A 23,189-nucleotide genomic window follows, 5' to 3' on the forward strand; every position below is an offset into this window, starting at 1 on the left:
CATATGTGCCAGTGCGATGCCCATGTCAATCTGGTTCCAGGCATCCATTTTCTTATTCAAACGGAGCTTTTTCCTATTCCTATATAAATTATAGCTGCCGTCCTCATCATGTGTAAAGTACCAGGTCTGCGTGTTTGCGGCTGAAGGAGCATATCTGGCAGGCATTAACTTGCTGTCTCGCTCGTCTGAAATCTCACATATGATTTTCCTTTCAAACTGACTGAGTTGGCGGCAGATTTCACCCTGCGGCTTGCCGAATATCATTAAAATTACAAAATCCTGTTCTGGATTGGGATTTTCATAGTTTTTAGGACTTCCAGCACAAATCCAACAGGACCCGATTCCTCTGCTTTGAAGGTACAAATCAACCTGCTGAAATATGAAACCTATATTTTGCAGATAATTTTCCTTACTTTCTGAAAATATCAGCAAATAATGAGGAGATTTGAATCTCTGCAGCATCCTGACGTTTTCAGGACCCACAATATCATAGCTCCATTTGATGTTGGGATTCAATACTTTAGCATTGTCAATGAAGACTCTTAATTCCTCCAACGTCTTTGAGTCCAATGGAGTCTCATCATACTTTCTGATAGACTGCCTTTTGTATATCGCTTCCTTTAAATCCATATTATCTACAATCATGATTAATCAACCGAATCATCGTCAAATATCTTCAAGATGAATGTTCTTGAAAAAAAATAAAAAGAAAAAGTAATTGACTAAGCAATTACTTTTTGACTACCAATTTTGAGCTAGCGGTCTCATTTTTGTAGCGAACCACCATCTTGTATGTTTTGCCAAAATTGAGCTTGACGGTTTTCTTCTTAAAGGCAAGTTTCACTAGTTTTTTACTGACCACTTTAACAGACAATGTAATTTTAGCTATGCCTTTTTTGTTGGTTTTTACGGTGAATATTTTGCCTTTAAACTTGAAGGAAACCTTTTTACCAGCAATTGCTTTTCCGTTACTCCATTTGAGGGTAGCCTTTAAGACCAGTTTTTTAGCAGCCTTTCTGACTGTAAATGACTTTTTGGCCTTCAGGGTGTTTTTGACCTTAAGTGTCTTTGTGACAGTGGTTCCCTTAAATGTTGAGGTAATGGCATAAGTCTTCGGTTTCAGCCTGATTAGCAATGTCGCATAACCGTCCTTGTCGGTTTTTTCCACATATGTTATGCCATTCACGGTTATTGTAACTGTTTCTCCTACAACAGGATTTCCCTCCTCATCGAATACCTGAATTCTGTAATTTGCTCCCAGATAATCCATTTCCAGGTCAGTGGCGGATACTGTAGGCAAACACTTGATTTCAATGGAATATTGGGCATTGGCAAGTGATGCAGTTATGATTCCTATCTTGCCGCTTGAGGAGAATTTGATGGTATCTCCAAAAGTGACAACCTTCTTGTCGACATTGCCGTTTGTTGAAACGATTGTTAAGTTAACAGGTTCCAAAAGAGTGTAATCACATTTGCCAACGACTGATTTGGTACTGTTGTCGTATACAAATAGAGTGAATACTATATTGGATGTGCCCATGTATGAAACTGAAGCAGGATCAGCGGTAGCATTCAAAAAGAGCCAATTGTTGAATTCGTAACCCATAACTTTTGGAGAATCCATATAATTGGTTGCATTATGGCCAAACCAGTTATTGTCAAGGCATAATCTTTCCCCATTAACCACAATATCATAAACACTATCGGAATTCAGGAAAATGTTATAGGTTATGTCTGTACCTGATGCGGAATCAATAGAAAGGACTGAATTTTCTGCAGTGTTGTTCATGAACAGGCACCCGGATATTGAATCTTCGATGCTTTCACCACATAAATAAACAATTCCGTCAAGCACAGCACCGTTGGTGATGAAGTTGGAATTGAACTTATTCTGGAGTGATGTTCCATTGATAAGAATTGCTGCACCCAATCCTGCAACATTGCCTAAGAAGTTGGAGCTGAATGTGTTGTTTTTAAAAGCACCTGGAGAATCCTGATCAGAAACAAAATCTGCTGTATAAATAAGCAGTGCACCTCCCTCCTTGGCTTTGTTAAGTGCAAAATCGCCAGTGAAAATAGAGTTTTCCAGAGCTCCGGCAATGCACATTGCACCGCCCAGATTGGTCGGTAAGACAAAGCCACCATATCCTATTTCTTCACCATCGTCAACATCATAATCCAATACGTTGTTATTTATGAAATTAACATTAACTTGAGCATTATTAATGTAGCCCGCCATAATAGCACCGCCTATCGCAGCAGTGTTGTTGGCAAAGATACCTGAAATATTGGTGCCATCCAAATATGGAGCATCAATTGCACCACCAATCTTAGCGCTGTTCTTAATGAAATAGCCGGTAATGTTGGAATTTATTACAGAGTCGATGCCTCCTATCGCACCTCCTAACTCAGTAGCCATGTTTTCGACAAAATAACCTTCAATACTGGAATCCTTCAAAATTCCGTCAATGCATATTGCACCACCCCATGCAAGCTTATCAGCGCCAATTAAATCTTCATTATTAATTGCGAGATTATCCATGAAACTGCCGTTTATAATGCCATTTTTAACAACATTAGCAAAAATTGCGCCACCTTGCACAGCGTAGTTATGGCTAAATTCACCAAGAATATTGGAATATTCTACAAGTAAAAACCATAACGAACCTCCCATTCCTGCATGGTTATGTGTAAAGTTTCCTACAATATCATCTTTAACGGCAACTCCTAAAACACAAACGGCACCACCTGCAACAGCACCATTGTTATCTGCAAACTTACCTGTGATAACGGAATTTTCCACAATTCCCACAACAGATATGGCACCGCCAAAACCAAGATGCATATTGTGTTCTTCAAAGTATTGTCCAATTTCTTCTATGAATGTAACATTGTCAACATGACCCTTAATAAATGAAATAATACGTTCTAAAACATATTCTTTAACTTGATCCTCAAGAACAAGAGTGATATCTGCAGTATTGTTTGTGAACTCAGAGCCTATTTCAGTTCCGTTAACAATTCCTGTAGAGATTGCACCACCTATCAAAGCAGTGTTATTTGAAAACTCACCGTCAATTTTAGAGTTCCTTATAATTGGAACATTTATTGCGCCGCCCATCAAAGCATTGTTATCCTTGAAATTGCTTGTAACATTAGAATTAAGTATTCTAGCGGTAAATATGGCACCCCCTAAATTAGTAGCCCCATTCAATAAAAAAGAGCCTGATATGGAGGAATTTTGAAACACATCCTTAACAAATATTGCGCCACCGCAACCTGATAATTCCTCAACTGACCAACTCTGGTCAAAACGGCCTGCAGTATTATTGAAGAAATCTCCATTTATACAAGTATTGATAATAGACTGTACATAAATTGCACCTCCACTATGCCTCGCATGGTTATCGGCAAAATAAGCAGAAATTACGGAATTTTCGATAATTCCAGTGACCCATATAGCTCCGCCAGAAGGGGCGGTATTATTTATAAAGTTGCCGCCAATTAAACTATTTTTCAAACCGTTATGAAAAGTAAATGCACCTCCATGATCATCAGACATTCCATTTTTGAATGTTATTCCATCAATCTTAATTTCTTTAGCAGTAATATCAAAGAAGTTTTTTTCACCCTTTGCATCAAATATTACTTCACCATGGCCATAACTATCAAATGTTAAATTATGATTGATCTGCAATCCTATATTACTCCTAATACCAGTATATTCTCCAGCAGCAATATGAATTATGTCTCCATCTTTCCTACCTTCTGCGTTTAAAGCGTTATATAAATTTGAATATGGATTTTCATAAGTACCATATTCATTACCACTATAACTGGAATTAACATAACATTCTGACACATCAGTTAAGATTTCTTCATTGTTTGACACCGCCAGTGCATCATCACTTTCATCATTCACAGATAACTTTAAAGTATCATCCTGTATTTCGTCTGTCGCTATATCATTTGTTATTGCATCGTTTGTATCAGTTTCTATGGCGACAGCTGCACTAACGCCAGATATTGCAACCAGAGATATGAAAAATATTGCAAGCACCATCCATTTTTTGTCCAACATAAAAGTATCAACTCACAAACTTTTGTTAATGATAGGTTTATTTTTAAAGTATATTTATTTGTTTCCACAAATATAAAAAAATCTGAATTTTATTTACAAAAAATAGACAATTAGTTATGTTAGTTCGGAAGTCAAAACTCCAGTTGCTCGGCAATGCACATCTTGCAAACCGCATTCGGAGACTCAAGATTGGCATCCTTGACAGGGCAGTAGAATTTGCCGTCCTTCTCTTCAACATATAGAGAACCTGGAAATGGTGTTCCCACCGGATGGATGGGTTCTTCAAGAATAAAAGTGGTGTAAACTGAAATTATTCCATAGATTAATGGGAATTTGGTCTTTGAAGTGACTGATTCGTTAATATGATATGACTTTAAAGTTGATATGGCATCAATAAACTCCTCTTTATCAATATCATGTTCATACCTGCTATTATCACTGTGAACATCCTTGATACGGCCTAAAAAGTATTTAACATAGACACCATGACTTTTTTGTTTATAGTTATCCTGCACATATTTGCTTTCCTCAATCATTTCCGCATTGACCGCCATCAAATCAAACACTGAAATGGTTCCAGCATATTCCTTCAATATATCTAAAACGGATTCTGTTGAGATGATTTCCTCATTTGAAATTACATTTGAAAAATCATCATACATGTTCACTGAATCATTCATAAAACCATCTAAAATATATTATATCTATTAAAAAATAAAAGGGTTTCGACTTGACATTGATTATTCAATTCTCAAACCATACAACCTATCGAATAGGCTCCTAGAAAATTCAAAAAAAATAAATAGGAATTTCAAGAAAGAATTTAATTGATTTTAATTTTGAATTATATGCGGAAAATGATAGCTATGAATGAAAATTACATGTCAACAAACAGATTGGAAGCCTTTTATGATGCAATTATCGCAATTATTGTAACAGTTTTGGTTTTGGAATTGCCGCAACCCGCCACTGCATCAATTCAATCAATTTTAGCACTTAAAACCTCATATTTTGCATATCTGATAAGTTTTTTAGTTTGCACCAACCTATGGCAGTATCATCATATAATTTACAATCATGTTGAAAGAATCAATGCAAAAATCATTTGGCAAAATATCCTTTTGCTATTGATTATTTCATTACTTCCTTATTTAACCACATTTGTTGCAAATAATCCTTTTTCTTTACTTGCCGAAGTATTATACGGATCAGATTTCATTATAGTCAATATCATATTATTTTGGATGGCAAAATCCTTGCTGGACATTAATCCCGACCGAGAATATCTATCAGAAGCTTTAGCTGTAAAAAGTGCATTAGTTGTTCCATTCATACTTTTCATTATCGGTTTGGTAATTGCATTTTTAGGATATCCATTTGCAATCAGCATCTGCTGTTTGATATCAATCATAAGGTCAATCATTTATTCTCTTAAAAACTGATTAATACACCATAATTAACACTACTCAACATCTTTAAGCGCTTCAACCATGTTCAAATCATTTATCTTATCAGAAAACAGCAAATTGACACCAATTGAAATTGTGAATGTTATGACAGCAGACAGCAATATGTTACCCCAAGTCAATGTAGGAACATAATAAATAGAATCGCCGGCAGCATTCATCATCAGGGTCATGAAGTAGAATCCCAAAGGAATTCCCAAAATAAAACCTATTGCGGTGAAAAATACATTTTGAGTCAGCAATAACTTCCGCAATATCTTTGTCTTAAATCCTAAAACCTTCAATGTAGCAATTTCCCTCTCCATTTCAGTGAATGATAATATTTCAAGATTATATATAACCAGAATTGCCAATGCCACCGCTACAAATGTCACCACAGAAACCATCATCATTACGGCCGAAGTCATTTGGTCCCAACTTTTTTCCATCTTTTCCGTGCTAGTGGTTGATTTTATTGAATCGAAATTTTCACCAAATTTTTCATCGGTTATGATGTTTGTAGGAGTGAAATTCAATCCTTGATCCTCTAAAGTGTCCGGAGACATTATCAACCCCTGTGAGATTGGCTCTGCATGTACCTGGCCAATCTTTGATGCAACCCACTTATCCTCACCGACAATATGCCATCTGATTTTATCTCCAATTGTCAGATTAAACTTTTTCGCCAGTTTAGTGGAAATGGAAACATCCCCTTCCTCTATTTCAATTGAATTTCGATTGCTGTCAGTATAAGATATCAGATCCGTGTTATTTGATACCAAAAGCGATACCGTGTCTTCAACATCATTGGCCTTCATTTCAATTGACTGCTGCATTATAAAGCTGCCGTTTGTTTCATTTAAAATATAATAGAGCTCCATAGGATTGGCCTCTTTTGAAAGCAGTAATTTTGACTCATAATGAGTGATATCATCATATTCCCATGATTTCAGCTCATCCATACTGTCATTCATTCCAAATGCCGCAATCAGCAGTGCTACACAACCCATCACTCCAATTATTACCATCAATGCCCTAAAGTTGTTTCTACTTGCATCCCTCAAATTCCATCTGATATTAAAGTTTAAACGGTTCCAGAGCCTTGATTTTTCGATGAAAGTTTTTGAAGAGGTATGGGGTGCCTTTGGCCGTAATGTATTTGCAGGATTTTCCCTTGAGATTCTCCTGCATGAAAAATAGGTAACCAATACTGATAATGCAACCATCAGCACTGCAATGTAGATGAAACTCATGTCAAAACCCGGATGCCAGCTAGGCATGCTGTAGCTTCTCATCATTGACGGATAAAACATTTGGGGAATTATCATAGGCCCTGTAATCAATCCTAGAATCGAGCCTGCAAGAACCGGAAAGAAAGCATAAGCAAGATAATGCATGATGATTACCTTATCCTTAAATCCTACCGCCTTCAGGATTCCGATTTGAGTACGTTGATGAGTCACGATTCTTGTCATTGTGGTGAGAAGAGTTAGGAAAGTGACTAAAATAAAAACAATCGGAAAAACGTTCCCAATCATCTTATGCTGCGCCATTTCATCCGAGAATTTGGATACACTTAACTGGTCCTCTTTTTTAGTGACCGAGAGATAATCAATTGAAGATAGTTTATCCTTAAAATCAGCATCAGAGGAGTTGTATTTAACAAGCAGAGTATTGTATTTCAAATCCTGAGGGTATGATTTAGAGGACAGGTATGCAAATCCCATTTCATAAAAATCGGGAGTTAATGAATTGGGAGAAACCTCATAGATATATTCAGGCGAATAGCCAAGTCCCCTAATTTCTTTTGTGACTGTTTGATTGTCAAATTCAAAGCTTATCTTATCTCCAACTTTTAAGTCACGGGCATCTGCAAAACGAGCATCCAACCAAACACCTGATGAATCATCAGGATTAAAGTCTTTACCTTCAGTTGTGTAAAATTTAGAAATCGTTCCCTTTTCTATAAAGTGCAGCGTGACATCAGGCTTGTTTTCTAGATCTGCCTGTGATTCAATCACTTCCTGCCTGTCCGATTGGGTTGTAAATTCGTTGACCTTCTCGACTGAGGCATCATCAAAATCCGTGTTGTAAACCCATGCATCAGCCATATTCGTATCGGCATAGAATCCATCGGAAGTTTGCACTAATCCATAATACTCCGAATAAATTCCAGTATATGCAAAAATGCCTATAAATGCCATTAGGAATATTGCAATAAATTGTGTCCTATTAATTTTTATATCCCTTAGCATTTTTTTAAATAAAGACATGGTACATTATATGAAAAAAATAAGATTTAAATTTTAGTGATGATGGAAAAATTTGAACATTAAAACAATTCAAGTAAAATTAATTGGATATCCTGCACATCATCATATCAGGCACGTACAGCTAAAACATCACCATTCCAAATCAGCAACTTTTTTAGGAGATTCATTAATGACAATACTCTCGATTTGACCGTTTTTAATCCTGATTACCTTATCTGCCGCTTCGGCTAAAATTGCATTGTGGGTTACTATAACTACTGTAGTTCCTTTGTTATTACTCATATCCTGAAGCAGGTTCAGAATTAGAACACCAGTTTTAGAGTCCAATGCCCCGGTTGGCTCATCACATAAAAGCATTGTAGGTTGTTTGGCCACTGCCCTTGCAATAGATACTCTTTGTTGTTCTCCACCGGACAATTGTGCTGGAAACTGATTTGCATGACTTTTAAGTCCAACTGAATCCAGGACTTTCAATCCATCAATATCCACATCAACAATGTCCTTCATCAGCTCAACATTTTCAATAGCTGTCAAGTTTGGAATCAGGTTATAAAACTGAAATATGAATCCTACATTCCCTGCCCTATAACTGGTGAGTTCATTATCATTGAATTCCTCGACATGATGGCCATTGACGATAATCTGGCCTGAAGTAACGGTGTCAAGACCTCCCAAAAGGTTTAGAAGGGTTGATTTACCTGCACCGGACGGGCCGAGAATCACAACAAATTCCCCCTCCTCAATTGTAAAGTTTACATTGTCCATGGCCTTTAGAATGTGATCTCCGGTTTTGTAAATTTTATCAACATTTTTGAATTCAATAATTGTACTCATCACTATTAGTTATATTACTAATGTTTAATAAAGTATTCAAATTGAAATGCAAACATGAAAAAACAATAATTATAAAACATTTCAAAACTAAAAGTTATATTATAATAAAATATTACAGGAAAAATCCAAATGTCATTTAATGAAGATGAAATGTTAATAATGCCTGCGGTTGACATCAAGAATGGAAAATGTGTCCAACTTGTCCAAGGCGAACCTGGAAGTGAAATGGTTGAAATAGACAATCCTGAACTTGTTGCAAAACATTGGGAGGATTTGGGAGCTAAGAATATCCATGTCATTGATTTGGATGGAACAATCAATGGAGTAGCCAGCTTTGACATTATTAAAAAAATCCTAAAGGAAGTCAGTGTTCCAATACAACTTGGCGGAGGAATAAGAAGCACAGAATATGCTCGCCAACTGTTGGATCTGGATATTGAAAGGATAATTATTGGAACAATGGGAATTCAGCAGCCCGAAACAATCACTGAACTGTCAGACGAATACGGTTCAGACAGAATAATGATTTCACTTGACAGCAAAGACAACAAGGTAGTCATCAAGGGATGGCAGGAAAAAATTGATAAAAGCCCAAGTGAAATTTCACAGGAGTTCAAGGAGCATGGTGCAGGAAGCATTCTGTTTACAAACGTTGATGTTGAAGGGCTTTTAGGCGGATTTTACACAGAACCTGTAGAAGAACTTAAAAAATCTGTAGATTTGCCTATTGTTTATTCCGGAGGAATAACAACAATAGATGACATTAAAAAACTGAATAAAAGTGGTGTAGAAGGAGTTGTAATTGGTTCTGCACTTTATACTGATAAAATTGATTTGACTGAAGCTTTAAAATATCAAAAGAGGTAATTGAATGAAGGTAATGGCGACCGGAACATTTGACATACTCCACCCTGGACACGGAGTTTACTTGGAAGAGTCCAGAAAACTTGGTGGAGAAGATGCTGAACTTTATGTTGTTGTAGCAAGAGATGCAACAGTTGAAAGAAGAAAAAGAGTGCCTATCGTTGGAGAAGATCAACGCTTAGAGTTAATTAAAATGTTAAAACCCGTAACTGACGCTTATTTAGGTGATGCGAATGGTGATGTTTTCAAAATTGTAAGGGAAATTGACCCAGACATCATTACCGTTGGAGCTGACCAAAACCACGATGTTGGAAAACTGCAACAGGCCCTTGATAAACGAGGGTTTAAAGCGAAAGCTGTGCGTATTGAAAAATATCGTGATTGTGAACTTGACAGCAGCTGCAAAATTATTAGAAAAATTGAAAATACTGATTTCGAAGGAAAAATTTTAGACCATTGTGAAGATTAAGGAGATTATAAAATGTTTAAAGTAGCAATAATTGGAGCAAGTGGATACACTGGAGGAGAGCTTTTAAGAATGCTTTCAAACCATCCTGAAGTGGAAATTACAGACATTACTTCAAGACAGTATGAGGGAACTCCTGCACATAAAATCCACCCACACGTTAGAGATTCAGGACTTGTATTCAAAAACAAAAGTCCATCCGAATTAGATGCGGATGTCGTGTTTACCGCTACACCACATGGTGCATCAATGAAAATTGTGCCTGAAATCCTGGAAACAGGTGCAAAAGTAGTTGATTTGAGTGGAGATTACAGATATCGCGACACAGCAGTTTATGAAAAATGGTATGGCATGGAACATACCGATAAGGAAAATAAAGGTGCCTTCGGACTTCCCGAATTATACAGAGATGAAATTAAAAAGGCAAACCTTGTTGCAAACCCTGGATGCTTCCCAACCGGTGCAATCCTATCATCCTATCCATTGGTTAAAAACAACATTGTCGATAGGATAATAATCGATTCAAAAACAGGTGTTAGTGGAGCAGGTGTTAACCCGTCAGCGACTACACACTATCCTAATATCGCAGACAATGTAAATCCGTATAAAATTTCTTCACACAGACATATGTCTGAAATCCAACAGGAACTGCATGGATTTGAAGATGTCAAAGTTTCATTTACACCTCATCTGGTGCCGGTTAACCGTGGAATCCAAACTACAAGCCACAGCTTTTTGACTGATGACAATTCAGACATTACACCAGATGAAATCAGAGAATTATACGAAAAGGAATATGGCGAAGAATTCTTCATTAAACTCATGGATGAAGGAGAAATACCTCATTTAAGTTCAGTTCGAGGATCCAACTTTGTTCATATTGGAGGATTTGAAATTGATGAAACCGGAAGACTTGTAATGTTATCCGCTATCGATAACCTTGTCAAAGGTGCATCAGGCCAAGCAATACAAAATATGAACATAATTTTAGGAATTGATGAAACTTTAGGTCTTACACACTTAGGGCTTCATCCTTAAAATCTTACAAAGAGGGAAAAAACATGAAAAGAATAATTGTGTATTATTCGAACGGAGGAACAACCGATTTGGTTGCAAAGACGCTAGCTAAAAACTTGAATGCAGATTTGGCAAGAATTCATGATTTGAAAAATCGTAATGGACTCAAAAACAGATTATTTGCATCAATCAATGCATTCAGAGAAACAAAAACAGACATTATCCCTGCAAAAGTAGATTTAAGAGGCTATGACACAGTATATTTTGGAACCCCAACTTGGAATGGGAATCCTACCCCCGCAATATTAACAATTATTGACAGATGTGACCTTAGGGCAAAGGATGTTGTTTTGTTTGCTACAATGGATGCCAACCGTGGTGACTCCAATGTCAGCAGACTTGAAGAGAAAGTTACATTACGTGGAGCTAGAGTCATTGAGAGCTTTACACTTGCAACTAAAAACAAAAGTCCTGAAAAATTAGTTAGGGATACTGAAGCAATAATTGAAATGAAAGATTTGAAAATGTATTAGGTGTTAATATGACAAAATCCGAACTAAAAATTAGAGCTATTGAAAATGGTACCGTAATAGATCATATTACTGCTAACAAAGCATTGCACATCCTAAAGATTTTAGACCTTCCAGACGATGAAACAACTAATGTCACAGTAGCTATGAACGTATCATCAGGCGAAATTGGAAGAAAAGACATTGTAAAAATTGAAAACAGGGAACTTGACCACAGCGAGCTCAATCAAATTGCTTTAATCGCTCCAAAAGCTACAATAAACATTATCAGAGATTTCAAACCAATTAAGAAAGATAAAATCGTTCTTCCAAAAAAGATTACTTCAATAATTAAATGTACCAATCCAAAGTGCATTACAAATTTTGAAAATGAACCTATAACACCTCTCTTCAATGTTGTTAGAGAGTATCCACCAGTGGTCAGATGCCATTACTGTGAAAAATTAATAAAAACAGAAGATATCGAAAAACAATTCGAATAATCTTCTTATTTCTTTTTTAGATAATCAGCCAATCTTTTGGACAATGCAAGTATTGTCAATATTGGAGGTTTTCCAGGAGATATAGGCAATACGCTTGCATCACATACAAAGAGATTGGAAATTTCAGTTTCAAGATTGCTGTCAACTATTTCACCAATTTTTGCGGTTCCTCCAGGGTGTGCTCCCCTGTAGACTGTTGAACCGATTGTATTCGGGTCGACACCGGCTTTTTCTAAAATAAAACCTGCTGTTGCAACACCTTCAGCCAAATATCTTATGTCCTGAATGGTATTTATCTTGTAAACCTCACCGTCATCGTCGATATATCCTTTGCACTCATCATGTGTTTTAACCATAATGCTTAGTATATCCTTATCGGTTACTGAATCATCTGGAATGTTTGCACGAATGAATGATGAAAAATGAGGAGACAACACGAAATTTTCACCGATTACAAGTCCCGCCATCTGGACTTCTGTGTTAAAGTTGATATCCTTAAGATACCCTCCGACGCTGACAAACGGATCAAAGAATATTTCACGGCCGGCATCAATTCCTGCCCTTCTTAAAATCAGTGCTGATGAAATTGCACCTGCAGAAAGCACCACATGATCGCCGAGAAGTTCCTCTTCATTATCGTCCTTTATGTATTTAACGCCTTTGATGGAATTGTCCTCGATGATTAGTTCAGTTACTTCAGCTTCAGTAATCAATGTAGCGCCGGCTTCAACCGCATCGTCAACAAAATCCTTTCCGGACCATTTGGCATCTGCAGGACAACCGAATGCACATTTCCCACACTGAATGCAGTCTTCTTCCCTGATTGCCTTTGGCATCTTCATGGTTTTAAGACCAAGCTCACGGCCTGCATCCAAAAATGCCTGTGTTCCCTTGCCGATATGGGAGTCATCCAGCTCGTGAACGCCAACAAGGTCATCAACATATTCATATGCTTCAGTCAAATCCACATCAAAGTCCAACAGCTCTTCATCAAGTGCCCTTACCATGTTTGACATTGAAACGATTGTTGCACCGCCAATGCATGTAGTAGTCAACAAATCTACTGAGTCATTGTATTTGTCATAATATTCAAATGCATCCTTTGATTTTATATACGGTCCTTTTTCCAAAATGGTTACAGGCAGATTATCTTCCGCTAACTCCTTGGCTAGAATTGCTCCTCCCGCACCAGTTCCTACAATTATAAACATTCAATCACCAAAAATTATTAACAATTGTTATATTATACATCCTAATTAATAAACTTTTATTTAATAGATAATATAAAATTAGTATTGTATAAATCTTTTTGAGTGATAAAATGGAAGAATATATAAATCTATTCGAGAATGTTATTGCAAAAACAAGCCCAAAAGTGGATTACATGGATATCAGATTTGGAATGGGCGACAATACTTCCATATTAATGAAAGACGGAAACGTTGATGAAATTAACACTGGAATGAGCTTAGGAGCAAGAATAAGAGTGTTAAATAATGGAGCATGGGGTTTTGCATATACAACAGACTTATCAAAAATCAATGAAATAACTGAAACCGCTATAAAATTATCAAACTCACTTAAAGGAGACGTTGAATTAAGTGAAAGCGATATTATAAAAGATAAAGTGGAAGTGGATGTTAAAATACCGTTTAAAGACATGTCAATTGAAGAAAAAAGCGACATAATGAAGCAAGCCAATAATGCGGCCACAATTGATAAGGTAAACAGTACCACAGTAAGCTACGGTGACAGCGAAGTCAACGAACTGTTCATGAACAGTGAAGGCAGTGAAATTCAAGTAAAAACCTCAAGAGTCAGAATGGCATTGAATGCCTCTGCAACCGATGGTGAAATAATTCAATTCGGACATGGAAGTCTTGGAGGAGTCAAGGGATTTGAAGTCATTGCCGATGCAGACATTGAAGAATTTGGAAGAAAAATCGGTGAAAAGGCAGTCAGATTACTTGATGCAAAACCGGCACCTTCCGGCCAATTTCCGGTAATAGCAGACCCTGAACTAACTGGAGTATTGATTCATGAAGCGTTAGGTCATGCAGTTGAAGGTGATTTGATTTTACAAAATGATTCCATTCTAAAAGACAGAATAGGTACCCAAATAGCATCAGACATTGTAAATATCTTTGATGATGCAAGTCTCAGGGACGGTTTCGGATATTATCCATATGATGTTGAAGGAGTAAAGACAAAACCAAATCAGCTGGTCAAGGATGGAAAGCTGATTTCCCTTTTGAATTCAAGGTCAACTTCATCAAAACTGGGAATGAAATCATCCGGAAATGCAAGATCAATAATTGCAGACCAGCCAATTGTCAGAATGAGCAACACATTCCTGCAACCGGGAGATATGGAAGTAAGCGAACTATTCGAAGGCATAGACAATGGAATTTATCTTAAAGGTTCAAGAGGAGGACAAGTTGATACCGGTAAGGGAATCTTCCAATTTAATGCCGCTGAAGGTTATATGATTGAAAACGGCGAAATCACAACACCGCTAAGAGATGTGTCACTGTCTGGAAACATTCTTGAAACCCTGAAAAACATTGACGCAATAGGCAACGACTTTAAGTTAAGTGTTGGATTTTGTGGAAAAGGTGGTCAAACAGCTCCAGTAGGGGATGGCGGACCACATACAAGAATTTTAAATGCACTTGTTGGAGGAATGGGATAAATGATAAGTGATAGAGCAGGAGACTATTTGGTAGATATCGCCATGGCATCAGTCAAATATTTCCTGGACACCGGAAAAACAATAGTTAAACCTGACGACTATCCAATTGAATTGGATGAACCGTTAGGAGTATTCGTGACAATTAACAAAAATAATAATTTAAGAGGATGCATTGGATATGCAGAACCGGTCAAACCTGTAATTGATGCAACAATAGAGGTCGCAATATCTGCTGCATTTAACGACCCAAGATTCAATCAGATCAGTGAAAAGGAATTTGAGGAACTGGAATTTGAAGTGACCGTCTTGACAAAGCCTGAAATGATTGTTGTGGCACATCCAGACCAGTACTTTGATGAAATTGAAATCGGTCGTGACGGATTAATAATACAGAAAGGATATGCAAGAGGATTGCTGCTCCCACAGGTTGCAGTTGAAAATGCATTTACAAAAGAAGACTTTTTAGACCACACATGCATGAAAGCCGGAATCAGTGCAGACAGCTGGATGGACGAAAGCTGTGACGTGTATAAATTCCAAGGACAAATTTTTAAATAGTGATAATTATGATGATACCAACAATACCTACTCCTGATGAAATTTTAGACAAGGGATTCAGCAGAGGTAAAAAACAAGCAGATTTACTTAGGTCCCAAAAAATACCTAAACACCTGAAAGGCAAAAGGATTGAGGAAAGACGTGTTGTCACATCCTGTCAAGTCATTAAAGATAAACTCAAATCAATTTTGGATGCAGTTCCTGAAATTGAAAGCATGCACCCATTCTATCAGGATTACATTGACATTACCGTTGGTGTGGACGACATGAAACAGGCACTTGGAGGACTTAACTGGGCTTACGGAATTATAACCCAACTTGAAAAGGAATACGGTGCTAAAATCAGGAAAAATCCATCTGAAAAGGCAACTGCCATACAAAAGCAGGCATACGGTAGGATTGCATCTGTCGTGAATAAGATTAAACCTAACTTGGATTTCCTGGATTTTGCAAAACAGAACCTGAGGAATATGCCAACAATCGATTTCGATGCAACTACAATCGTTATTGCAGGTTTTCCGAATGTGGGAAAATCAACCCTTTTAAGACAGATTACCGGAGCAGATCCTCAAGTTGCAAACTATCCATTTACAACAAAAGGTATTCAGATTGGACATACTGAAATGCACTGGAGAAGCATACAGATAATTGACACACCTGGGCTTTTGGATAGACCTGTTTTGGAAATGAATGACATTGAGATGAATGCGATTGTTGCCCTTGAGCATTTGGCTGACGCAATACTGTTTATCTTTGATGCTTCCGAAACCTGCGGATTCCACCTGGAAAATCAATATAACCTACTGAAACAGATTGAAAAAATCTTTTCTGAAATACCTGTCTATTACCTATTTAATAAAATGGATCTGGTGGAAGACAGGGAATACCTTAAGGAGTATATCGATGATGAAGAAAACTCTGTGTTCATATCCGCAATTGAAGGTAAAGGAATAGATGAAATAAATAAAATCATTCGAAGAATCAAGAAAATTGAACGCAATGTTGAAGAAGAAGACGACGATGATGACTACTATTAAAAACATGAGTGTTCTTGAGATTATTTAATCAAAGAACACTTATCAACACTTTTCAAAACCGCACCGAAATTGAAATTATTTATCTATTTTTCAAAAAGAATTTTCAGGATTTAAAAGAAATATAGGGCAATATCATGAAAAATATATTTCAAAAAATCATGAAAATTAATCTTCTTCATTTGTGGAATTATCAAGCTGTTCAGCAGATGAAGTGAGAGATATCTTTTCCAAAACGGATGAACCGTAATAAGGCAGAATTGCCAAACCTATAATTGAAGCCATCCAGAATGAAATCAGTCTTTCAATCAGTGTTACCGGCCCTGCAAGTGAAAGTGAAACGCCTGCTTTTGAATAAAAACCAATCATAATACCATCAACAGCACCAAGACCTCCCGGAAGAAGTGGAATCATACCGACAAGAGAAGCAATAATGAATACCTCACCGATGACAATCACATTCAAAGATGCTCCAAATGCTAAAAATACAACATATACCCTTAAAATCTCAAAAATCCAAATCAAAAAGGACAAAGGAATGGTATAATACAAAAGTTTCCTGTTTAAAATCAGCACAGACATGGTTTTCTGAAAACCGAAGATATTGTCATGAATCTTTTTTTCCAGATCTTCAGAATTTTTTTTATAGAATCTGTTAACGATTCTGAAAATGAATTTTTCAAGGACGTTTCCAAAACTCTGATTTATACATAAATAGATAAGAATTCCCAAAACCACAAGAATGCCTATAACGGACAATATCAAAACAACAACCAGCCAGCTAGGAATGTCAAAGTACAAAAGCATCATCACAATGGTTATTGCTGCTAGAACAATGAATGGAAATGTATCCAAAACCCTATCAGCCACAACGCCTGCAAAAGTATCTTTCAAATCATAACCCTTTTCTCTAGATAGAATATAAGCCCGAACAGGTTCTCCACCTCCACGACCGGAAGGAGTGATGTTGTTAACCGCAAGTCCCACCATCATCATAGGAAGCAGACTTCTGAAACTGACATTGATATTTACTGCATCATTGACCAGTTTCCAACGCAGAGTGTATAAAAAATAAGCAAATATCTGGATAGCAATAGCCAAAGCTATTAAACCTAAGTTAGCTGTTTTTAAAGCATCAAGAACATTTTCAATTCCAATGAAATGGAACATAACTATTAAAATTATAAAACTAACTATGATGAAAATAGCAGATTTTTTATCCATATTAATAAATTATCTGATAACATATAAATTATTTCCTATTATTTATCTATTTAAAAACACCATGTCCCTAAAAGAATTACATACCTGCTTTCCAATCATGATTATTTTTAACAATATTGAAAAATATGGAAATAGAAGTTTATTTAATTTAAAGCATTTTACAATCACAATTACCAATATTAAGAAAATAATTCTGGAAACTTTTTAAAATAACATATTTTAAATATGAAAAATCAGAGATTAGATGAATTAGTTTTTAATTACTTTTAGTTACAAAAATAGAAAACTTTATATACTAACAAATAGTAATTAAAACATGATTATAAAAACTCATATATAAGGAGTGTGAAAACTATGGTAGATTCCGAAACCATCGATACAAAAGTTTCTGACAAAAAAGAAGAATTCAATGAAGAACAAGAAGAAATGAATGACACTTTCGAAGAAGCAAAAGACAAATATGAAGAAACCAAAGAAAAAGGAAAAAATATTGCTGATGGTGTAATCAACGATTTATACGCAAGCATTGATGAATTCAAGGAATACATCAAAAATATGCAAAAGAATGCAGACAAAAAATACGCTGAATACAAAAAATCCACTGTTCAAACAATTGATATCGATCTTATCGAAACCAAAGACACCTACTACATCAAAGCGGCTGTCCCAGGTGTTTCCAAAGACGACGTAATGATTGAAGCAGGAGACAATGATGTAACTATTGAAGCTACCTTCAAAGCATACATCGACGAATTCGACGAAGAAGATGAAGCAGAAGTCATTGCATCCTCAATCAAATCAGGAAAATGTGTAAAAACAGTAAGATTTGAAAACAGCCTTGATTTAGAAAAAATAACTGCAAAATTCACAAACGGAATTGTTATCATGACAATTCCAAAATTAATTATACCAAAACATAAAATTAATGTGGAATAATTCCACATTTTTACTTATTTTTTTAAAAATTAATATCTGACTTTACCAATGTGTCTTGTAGCACCAGGATCTTCACCGTTATAATGTGCCAGATAATAGATAAACCATTCCAATGGAATTACAAGGACAAACGGAGACAATAACTTGTCGACATCAGCATAATCCTTTAATTCATAAATGATTGATTTCAATTTCAAGTTTTCAGAAAAGTCAATTGCCTTATCTGTGATTTCATCAGATTCAAAGTCAGACCTTAAAAATATGATAGGCACGCCTTTTTCTGCACGTTCAATCAGTCCATGCCTGAATTCAGCAGAATATTCAGGGCAAGCGTGCTTGACTGCACCTTCCATAAGCATTGTCATTGCCAACTTATAAGCAAGACCAAAGTTAGGACCTGAACCTAAACAATAGAAAATATCCTCTTTTTTGAAATCCTGCGCCAGTAATCTGTTGGCATATTCAGTGGTTTTTAATAAGTCTTCAATAATATCAGGCATTTGAGCTAATTGAGCCAACAATTCATCTTTAGATTCATAATCACTGGCAGTGAATAAGATTTGATATAGGCATGCAAGTTGAGTGATATAAGTTTTTGTACCCAATATTGCAGTTTCAGTTTCACATCTAGTAACTATTGGAGTTTTAGCTTCTTTAATCATGGAGCTTTCAGGCTCGTTGGAAATTGAAACAGTATGTATATTAAATTCATTTGCTCTTCTAAGTGAAGCAAGAGTATCTGCGGTTTCACCTGATTGTGATGTGAAAATAGCTATGGTATTCTCATTTTCAACCAATTTCTTATTATAGAAGAATTCATAGCCGGTATATACTTCAATGTCAATATTAGTAGAGGACATTCTTATTGCATCCCTTACACTATAACAGGTTGAAATAGAACTTCCACAACCGATTAAGTAGACTTTATCCTTATCTAAAATTAATTTTGAAACCTCATCCATAGTAGACAGTTCACTTTCAAAAGTTTTTCTGAGTGAATCCGGTTGCTCCATCATCTCGTCATACATTTTATATTTCATAGCTCAAAACTCCTTTAAAATTAAATATTATAATTTATATATTGTTAATCAAGATATAAAAAGGTTTTTTAAAAATGGGTAATATGAAAGTAAATTTAGCTTCAATTGGAATGGAAAAGGGTAGACAATACGAGACAATAATAACTACAAAAAATGAGGATGGAACCAAAAATGCCGCACCAATTGGCGTGTTATATGCAGGAGAAAACAGAATCGTCAATCGTATTTTTAAGGGGAGCCATACTTTGGACAATATTGTCCGTGAAAAAGAGTTTATTGTCAACATCACTCATGATCCGGAAGTATTTAAGACTTCCACCATAGGAAATCTGCCTCAAAGCTATTTCAACGATAACATGTCCCTCAAATGTGCTGAAGCATATTTCAAATGTGAAGCAGTCAGCTTTAAAGAAGCGGTCAAGCAAAGCGACCCGATAAAAAAGAAAGATGAGGCAATTGTCTTTAAATCAGAAGCAACCCATTTGGTAATCAACGGCAAAACCAAAGCCCTGAACAGAGGATTCGGATACGTTATTGAATCATTGACCAATTTAACACGCTTTGATTTGGTTAACGATGAGAAAAAAGAGGAATATCTGACTCTCTTTAAAGAAGCAAATCGTGTCGTTTTAAAAGTCGGAAGAAAAGAGGATATAAACGCGATGCGGGAAATAAAAAAAGAATTGATTAAAAGAGGCTATGACCTTTAATCAATAATTACATCCATAAATTCAAAGTTATCTCCATCGAACAGTCCCTTATCTGAAATCTTGATTGATGGAATGACAAGCAATGCCATGAATGCCATTGTCAGGAATGGAGCTTCAAGCTGACAGCCCAAATCCCTTGCCATACTTCGCAGGATACCCACATTATGGGCAACATCATATGCATCTTCATTAGACATCAATCCCGCAATCGGAAGCGCCAAGGAATGATTAAAGTCGGAACTTACAATGGAAATGCCTCCACCATCATCAATTATCTGATTAACCGCCTGCGCCATAGTTTCTGAGTCACAGCCGATAACAATTATATTATGTGAATCATGAGCAATTGATGAAGCGATAGCTCCATTTTTAAGTTCAAATCCCTTGATGAATGCATTTGCAACAGTATCTCCACCATAACGTTCCACAACAGCAATTTTTAAAACATCCTGATTAATATCTGCTTGGACGATGCCGTCCTTAACATTTAATTTTGCAGTTACTTTCTTTGTCAGCAACTCCCCATCCAAGCTTTCGATTACATTGACTTCACATTCATCGCCATCATAATGTATGTCAAAATCAGCGGCAGTTTTTTTAGAGGCATTTATGGTATTCGCAGCTTCTATTTCAGGAACATCAAATAATACGTTTTCGCCATCAAATACGCATTCTCCGCCAATAAAAGTTTTTAATACTTTTCCCTTATATATGCTGTCAACAACTATGAAATCTGCCTTCACCCCTGCCATTATGGCTCCACAATTGAGCTTATAATGTTGTGCAGGATTAATCGTTACCATATGAATTGCCTTTAAAACATCAATACCCAAATCAACTGCTTTTTTAATTGATAAGTTTAAATGACCCTTGATTAAATCATTCGGATGTTTATCATCACTGACAATAAAATCAAATAAAGGAGAGTAGATTCTATTACCAAAAATGTTTTTAAAGACATTAAACTCCTCTTCATAATGAAGAAACAAATCATCTTTGTAGATATCAAAAAGTCCTTCCATATTCATGGCGGATGAACCATCCCTTACCATAATCTTCATGCCCTTCAGCTTTTTCTCGACGGCTTCAACAATATTGCTGCATTCGTGGTCCGTACTTATGCCATGTTCAAGGTATTTATCCAAATCTTCACCGGAAAGCAATGGCGCATGACCGTCAATCGGTTTGCCATACTGCTTTGCCAATTCCAGTTTCCGAACAACCTCTTCATCATCATTTATAACGCCTGGAAAATTCATCATTTCCCCTAATGCAACGATTTCATCCTTTTTAAGCAAATATTCAACATCTGATGAATCTAAAGTGGCACCTGAAGTTTCAAATGATGTGGCAGGAACACATGATGGCGCTGTGAAATAAAAATTGAAAGGAACCTGCTTTGCATTTTCAATCATTGCTTCAACCCCATCAATTCCCAAAACATTGGCTATTTCATGAGGATCACAAACGACAGCAGTAGTACCGTGACGCACTGCAATTCTGGCAAATTGAGCGGGAGTAATCATACTGCTTTCAATATGAATATGAGAATCAATGAATCCTGGAACAATCAATCCTTCAACATCAACCTCATATTTCTCATCAAGTGTGATTGGAGTAACTTCTTTAAATAATCCGTTTTCTATTGTAATTCTTGCGGGATATATCGTATCAGTAATTACATCAAGAATATATGCCGTAAAGGACATGCTCAATCCTCCATCAGAGCATTGTAGAGAAGTGGCAGGAAAGTACCTATATCTGTAACAATGCCGACGACCTGAGCACTTCCCCTGTCGGATAATTTTGTAACAGTGGATGGATTGATATCCACACAGATACTTTTAACCCTTGAAGGGAGAAGATTTCCTGTTGCAATTGAATGAAGCATGGTGGCAATCATGATGACCATGTCAACTTCCTGAGCATAATGCCTCATAATCTTTTGGGCTTCGATAACATCGGTTATGACATCAGGCAAAGGCCCGTCATCACGAATTGAACCTGCAAGGACAAATGGAACATCGTTTTTGACACACTCATACATGATACCGCCGGTTAAGGTGCCGTCCTCAACAGCCTTTTTAATGGAGCCTGAGTTGTTGATTCTGTTGATTGCTCTCATATGGTGAGTGTGACCGTGAGCGACAATCTTACCTGTTTCTACTTCAATACCCAATGAAGTGCCGAAGAGGTTTGATTCGATATCGTGAGTTGCAAGAGCATTTCCTGCCATGATGACATCAATGTATCCTTCCTTAACAAGTGAAGCCAAGTACTTGCCGGAGCCTGTGTGAACTATTGCAGGTCCGCCAACAATACCTATCTTTCCACCTTTGGCCTTGATTTCCTTCATCTCATCGGCAATGCCGTTGATAAGATTCATCAAAGGTTTTTCTGAGGAAACTTCACTGTTCATGAATTCAAACACTTGCTGTTCATCACGTGATCTGTGAGGTGGTGTAACCTTAACACCGTCAAGGCCGACAACAATCTTGTCTCCAGCCTTAACATCCGCTATAGGTTTTACAAATGCCCTTTTCTCATCTTCATCCACAACTACCAGACAGTCCATTTCGATCTCTTCGACAGGAATCCAGTCCCCATCATAGAAAATATGTGTGGTGTGATTAGAAGATGAATAAAAGCCTTCCGGAGCAACCTTATCTTTAGTTGATGCAACAAGATTAACTTCTTTAATATCATCAATTGATGCACCAAGAACTGACAGTTCATCTAAAATAGAATCCAACAATTCGGGAGAATCCGCTGATACTTCAATCTTTGCATGACTTACGTCTGACTTTTTACGTCCAACATCGATTTCCAATATGTCAAATTCTCCGCCTTTGTCCATGATTATGCCCATTGTCCTGGTTAAAGTCAATGAGTCAATAATATGGCCAGAAAGCTCAATAGTTCTTTTATTCATAACAATATGCTCCATTTTTAGTTAATATTATAATTTTGGTGTTGGTGATATTTAATTATATTGTTATGGTT

Annotated in this window: 21 protein-coding genes; 11 read left to right on the plus strand and 10 right to left on the minus strand. The window is 36.5% G+C overall.

From position 1 onward, the window contains the following. The 3 genes from QZN27_RS03710 to QZN27_RS03720 form a co-directional block, all read right to left on the minus strand. Positions 1-645 (minus strand): nitroreductase family protein (locus QZN27_RS03710; protein WP_296783817.1); only part of this gene is annotated, 645 nt, incomplete at its 3' end. A gap of 85 nt (positions 646-730) precedes the next feature. Continuing rightward, positions 731-4,081, minus strand: a complete 3,351-nt coding sequence (locus tag QZN27_RS03715; RefSeq protein ID WP_296783820.1) for a hypothetical protein — start codon at positions 4,079-4,081, stop codon at positions 731-733. Positions 4,082-4,212: 131 nt separating this feature from the next. Then, positions 4,213-4,761, minus strand: coding sequence for a DUF2115 domain-containing protein (locus tag QZN27_RS03720; RefSeq protein ID WP_296783823.1), 549 nt, complete (start codon positions 4,759-4,761; stop codon positions 4,213-4,215). 177 nt (positions 4,762-4,938) lie between these two features. Here QZN27_RS03720 and QZN27_RS03725 point away from each other — a divergent pair, with 177 nt between their 5' ends. After that, positions 4,939-5,523 carry a TMEM175 family protein gene (locus QZN27_RS03725; RefSeq protein WP_296783825.1) on the plus strand — a complete coding sequence of 195 codons (585 nt, stop codon included), beginning with the start codon at positions 4,939-4,941 and terminating at the stop codon, positions 5,521-5,523. A 20-nt stretch (positions 5,524-5,543) separates the two neighbouring features. Here QZN27_RS03725 and QZN27_RS03730 read toward each other — a convergent pair whose 3' ends face one another. Together QZN27_RS03730 and QZN27_RS03735 are read right to left on the minus strand one after the other, a co-directional pair. Further along, positions 5,544-7,799, minus strand: a complete 2,256-nt coding sequence (locus QZN27_RS03730; RefSeq protein WP_296783828.1) for an ABC transporter permease — start codon at positions 7,797-7,799, stop codon at positions 5,544-5,546. A gap of 129 nt (positions 7,800-7,928) precedes the next feature. Continuing rightward, positions 7,929-8,633, minus strand: coding sequence for an ABC transporter ATP-binding protein (locus QZN27_RS03735; RefSeq protein WP_296783831.1), 705 nt, complete (start codon positions 8,631-8,633; stop codon positions 7,929-7,931). 129 nt (positions 8,634-8,762) lie between these two features. Here QZN27_RS03735 and hisA point away from each other — a divergent pair, with 129 nt between their 5' ends. The 5 genes from hisA to pyrI are packed head-to-tail and all read left to right on the plus strand — an operon-like array spanning position 8,763 to position 11,992. Beyond that, a complete protein-coding gene (hisA, locus tag QZN27_RS03740; RefSeq protein ID WP_296783834.1) occupies positions 8,763-9,500 on the plus strand; it encodes a 1-(5-phosphoribosyl)-5-[(5-phosphoribosylamino)methylideneamino]imidazole-4-carboxamide isomerase in 738 nt (245 codons plus the stop codon). Positions 9,501-9,504: 4 nt separating this feature from the next. Beyond that, the gene (locus QZN27_RS03745) at positions 9,505-9,966 is read left to right on the plus strand and encodes an FAD synthase (RefSeq protein WP_296783837.1); all 462 of its coding nucleotides are present in this window, start codon (positions 9,505-9,507) and stop codon (positions 9,964-9,966) included. A gap of 12 nt (positions 9,967-9,978) precedes the next feature. Then, complete coding sequence (gene argC / locus QZN27_RS03750; RefSeq protein WP_296783840.1) at positions 9,979-11,001, plus strand: N-acetyl-gamma-glutamyl-phosphate reductase; 1,023 nt, start codon at positions 9,979-9,981, stop codon at positions 10,999-11,001. A gap of 23 nt (positions 11,002-11,024) precedes the next feature. After that, on the plus strand, positions 11,025-11,513 hold the full coding sequence (locus QZN27_RS03755) for a flavodoxin (protein ID WP_296783843.1): 489 nt from the start codon (positions 11,025-11,027) through the stop codon (positions 11,511-11,513). Positions 11,514-11,521: 8 nt separating this feature from the next. Continuing rightward, entirely contained in the window at positions 11,522-11,992 is a 471-nt protein-coding gene (gene pyrI / locus QZN27_RS03760; RefSeq protein ID WP_296783845.1) for an aspartate carbamoyltransferase regulatory subunit, read from the plus strand. 5 nt (positions 11,993-11,997) lie between these two features. On the opposite strand, the gene QZN27_RS03765 is transcribed toward pyrI, so the two are convergent. Next, on the minus strand, positions 11,998-13,203 hold the full coding sequence (locus QZN27_RS03765; RefSeq protein ID WP_296783848.1) for a GMC family oxidoreductase N-terminal domain-containing protein: 1,206 nt from the start codon (positions 13,201-13,203) through the stop codon (positions 11,998-12,000). A gap of 110 nt (positions 13,204-13,313) precedes the next feature. On the opposite strand from QZN27_RS03765, the gene QZN27_RS03770 reads away from it, so the two are divergent. The 3 genes from QZN27_RS03770 to QZN27_RS03780 are packed head-to-tail and all read left to right on the plus strand — an operon-like array spanning position 13,314 to position 16,279. Continuing rightward, the gene (locus QZN27_RS03770; RefSeq protein WP_296783850.1) at positions 13,314-14,684 is read left to right on the plus strand and encodes a TldD/PmbA family protein; all 1,371 of its coding nucleotides are present in this window, start codon (positions 13,314-13,316) and stop codon (positions 14,682-14,684) included. Next, on the plus strand, positions 14,685-15,242 hold the full coding sequence (locus QZN27_RS03775) for a TIGR00296 family protein (protein WP_296783864.1): 558 nt from the start codon (positions 14,685-14,687) through the stop codon (positions 15,240-15,242). 8 nt (positions 15,243-15,250) lie between these two features. Beyond that, positions 15,251-16,279 (plus strand): NOG1 family protein, encoded by a 1,029-nt coding sequence (locus tag QZN27_RS03780; protein ID WP_296783866.1) that lies wholly within the window; start codon positions 15,251-15,253, stop codon positions 16,277-16,279. A 165-nt stretch (positions 16,280-16,444) separates the two neighbouring features. On the opposite strand, the gene QZN27_RS03785 is transcribed toward QZN27_RS03780, so the two are convergent. Continuing rightward, entirely contained in the window at positions 16,445-17,500 is a 1,056-nt protein-coding gene (locus QZN27_RS03785) for a UPF0104 family protein (RefSeq protein ID WP_296783869.1), read from the minus strand. 354 nt (positions 17,501-17,854) lie between these two features. Here QZN27_RS03785 and QZN27_RS03790 point away from each other — a divergent pair, with 354 nt between their 5' ends. Next, complete coding sequence (locus QZN27_RS03790) at positions 17,855-18,436, plus strand: Hsp20/alpha crystallin family protein (RefSeq protein ID WP_296783872.1); 582 nt, start codon at positions 17,855-17,857, stop codon at positions 18,434-18,436. Positions 18,437-18,465: 29 nt separating this feature from the next. Here the strand turns inward: QZN27_RS03790 and QZN27_RS03795 are convergent, their stop codons facing one another. Continuing rightward, complete coding sequence (locus QZN27_RS03795; RefSeq protein ID WP_296783875.1) at positions 18,466-19,476, minus strand: SIS domain-containing protein; 1,011 nt, start codon at positions 19,474-19,476, stop codon at positions 18,466-18,468. Positions 19,477-19,559: 83 nt separating this feature from the next. On the opposite strand from QZN27_RS03795, the gene QZN27_RS03800 reads away from it, so the two are divergent. Further along, positions 19,560-20,186, plus strand: a complete 627-nt coding sequence (locus QZN27_RS03800) for a DUF447 domain-containing protein (RefSeq protein WP_296783878.1) — start codon at positions 19,560-19,562, stop codon at positions 20,184-20,186. Here the strand turns inward: QZN27_RS03800 and ade are convergent. Then, positions 20,183-21,895, minus strand: a complete 1,713-nt coding sequence (gene ade / locus QZN27_RS03805; protein WP_296783881.1) for an adenine deaminase — start codon at positions 21,893-21,895, stop codon at positions 20,183-20,185. The two genes, QZN27_RS03800 and ade, sit on opposite strands and share 4 nt — an antisense overlap. A 2-nt stretch (positions 21,896-21,897) precedes the next feature. Further along, positions 21,898-23,118 (minus strand): TIGR00300 family protein, encoded by a 1,221-nt coding sequence (locus QZN27_RS03810; protein ID WP_296783885.1) that lies wholly within the window; start codon positions 23,116-23,118, stop codon positions 21,898-21,900. Between the last annotated feature and the right edge of the window lie 71 nt (positions 23,119-23,189).

Source organism: uncultured Methanobrevibacter sp. (assembly GCF_900316895.1).
Taxonomy (GTDB): Archaea; Methanobacteriota; Methanobacteria; order Methanobacteriales; family Methanobacteriaceae; genus Methanocatella.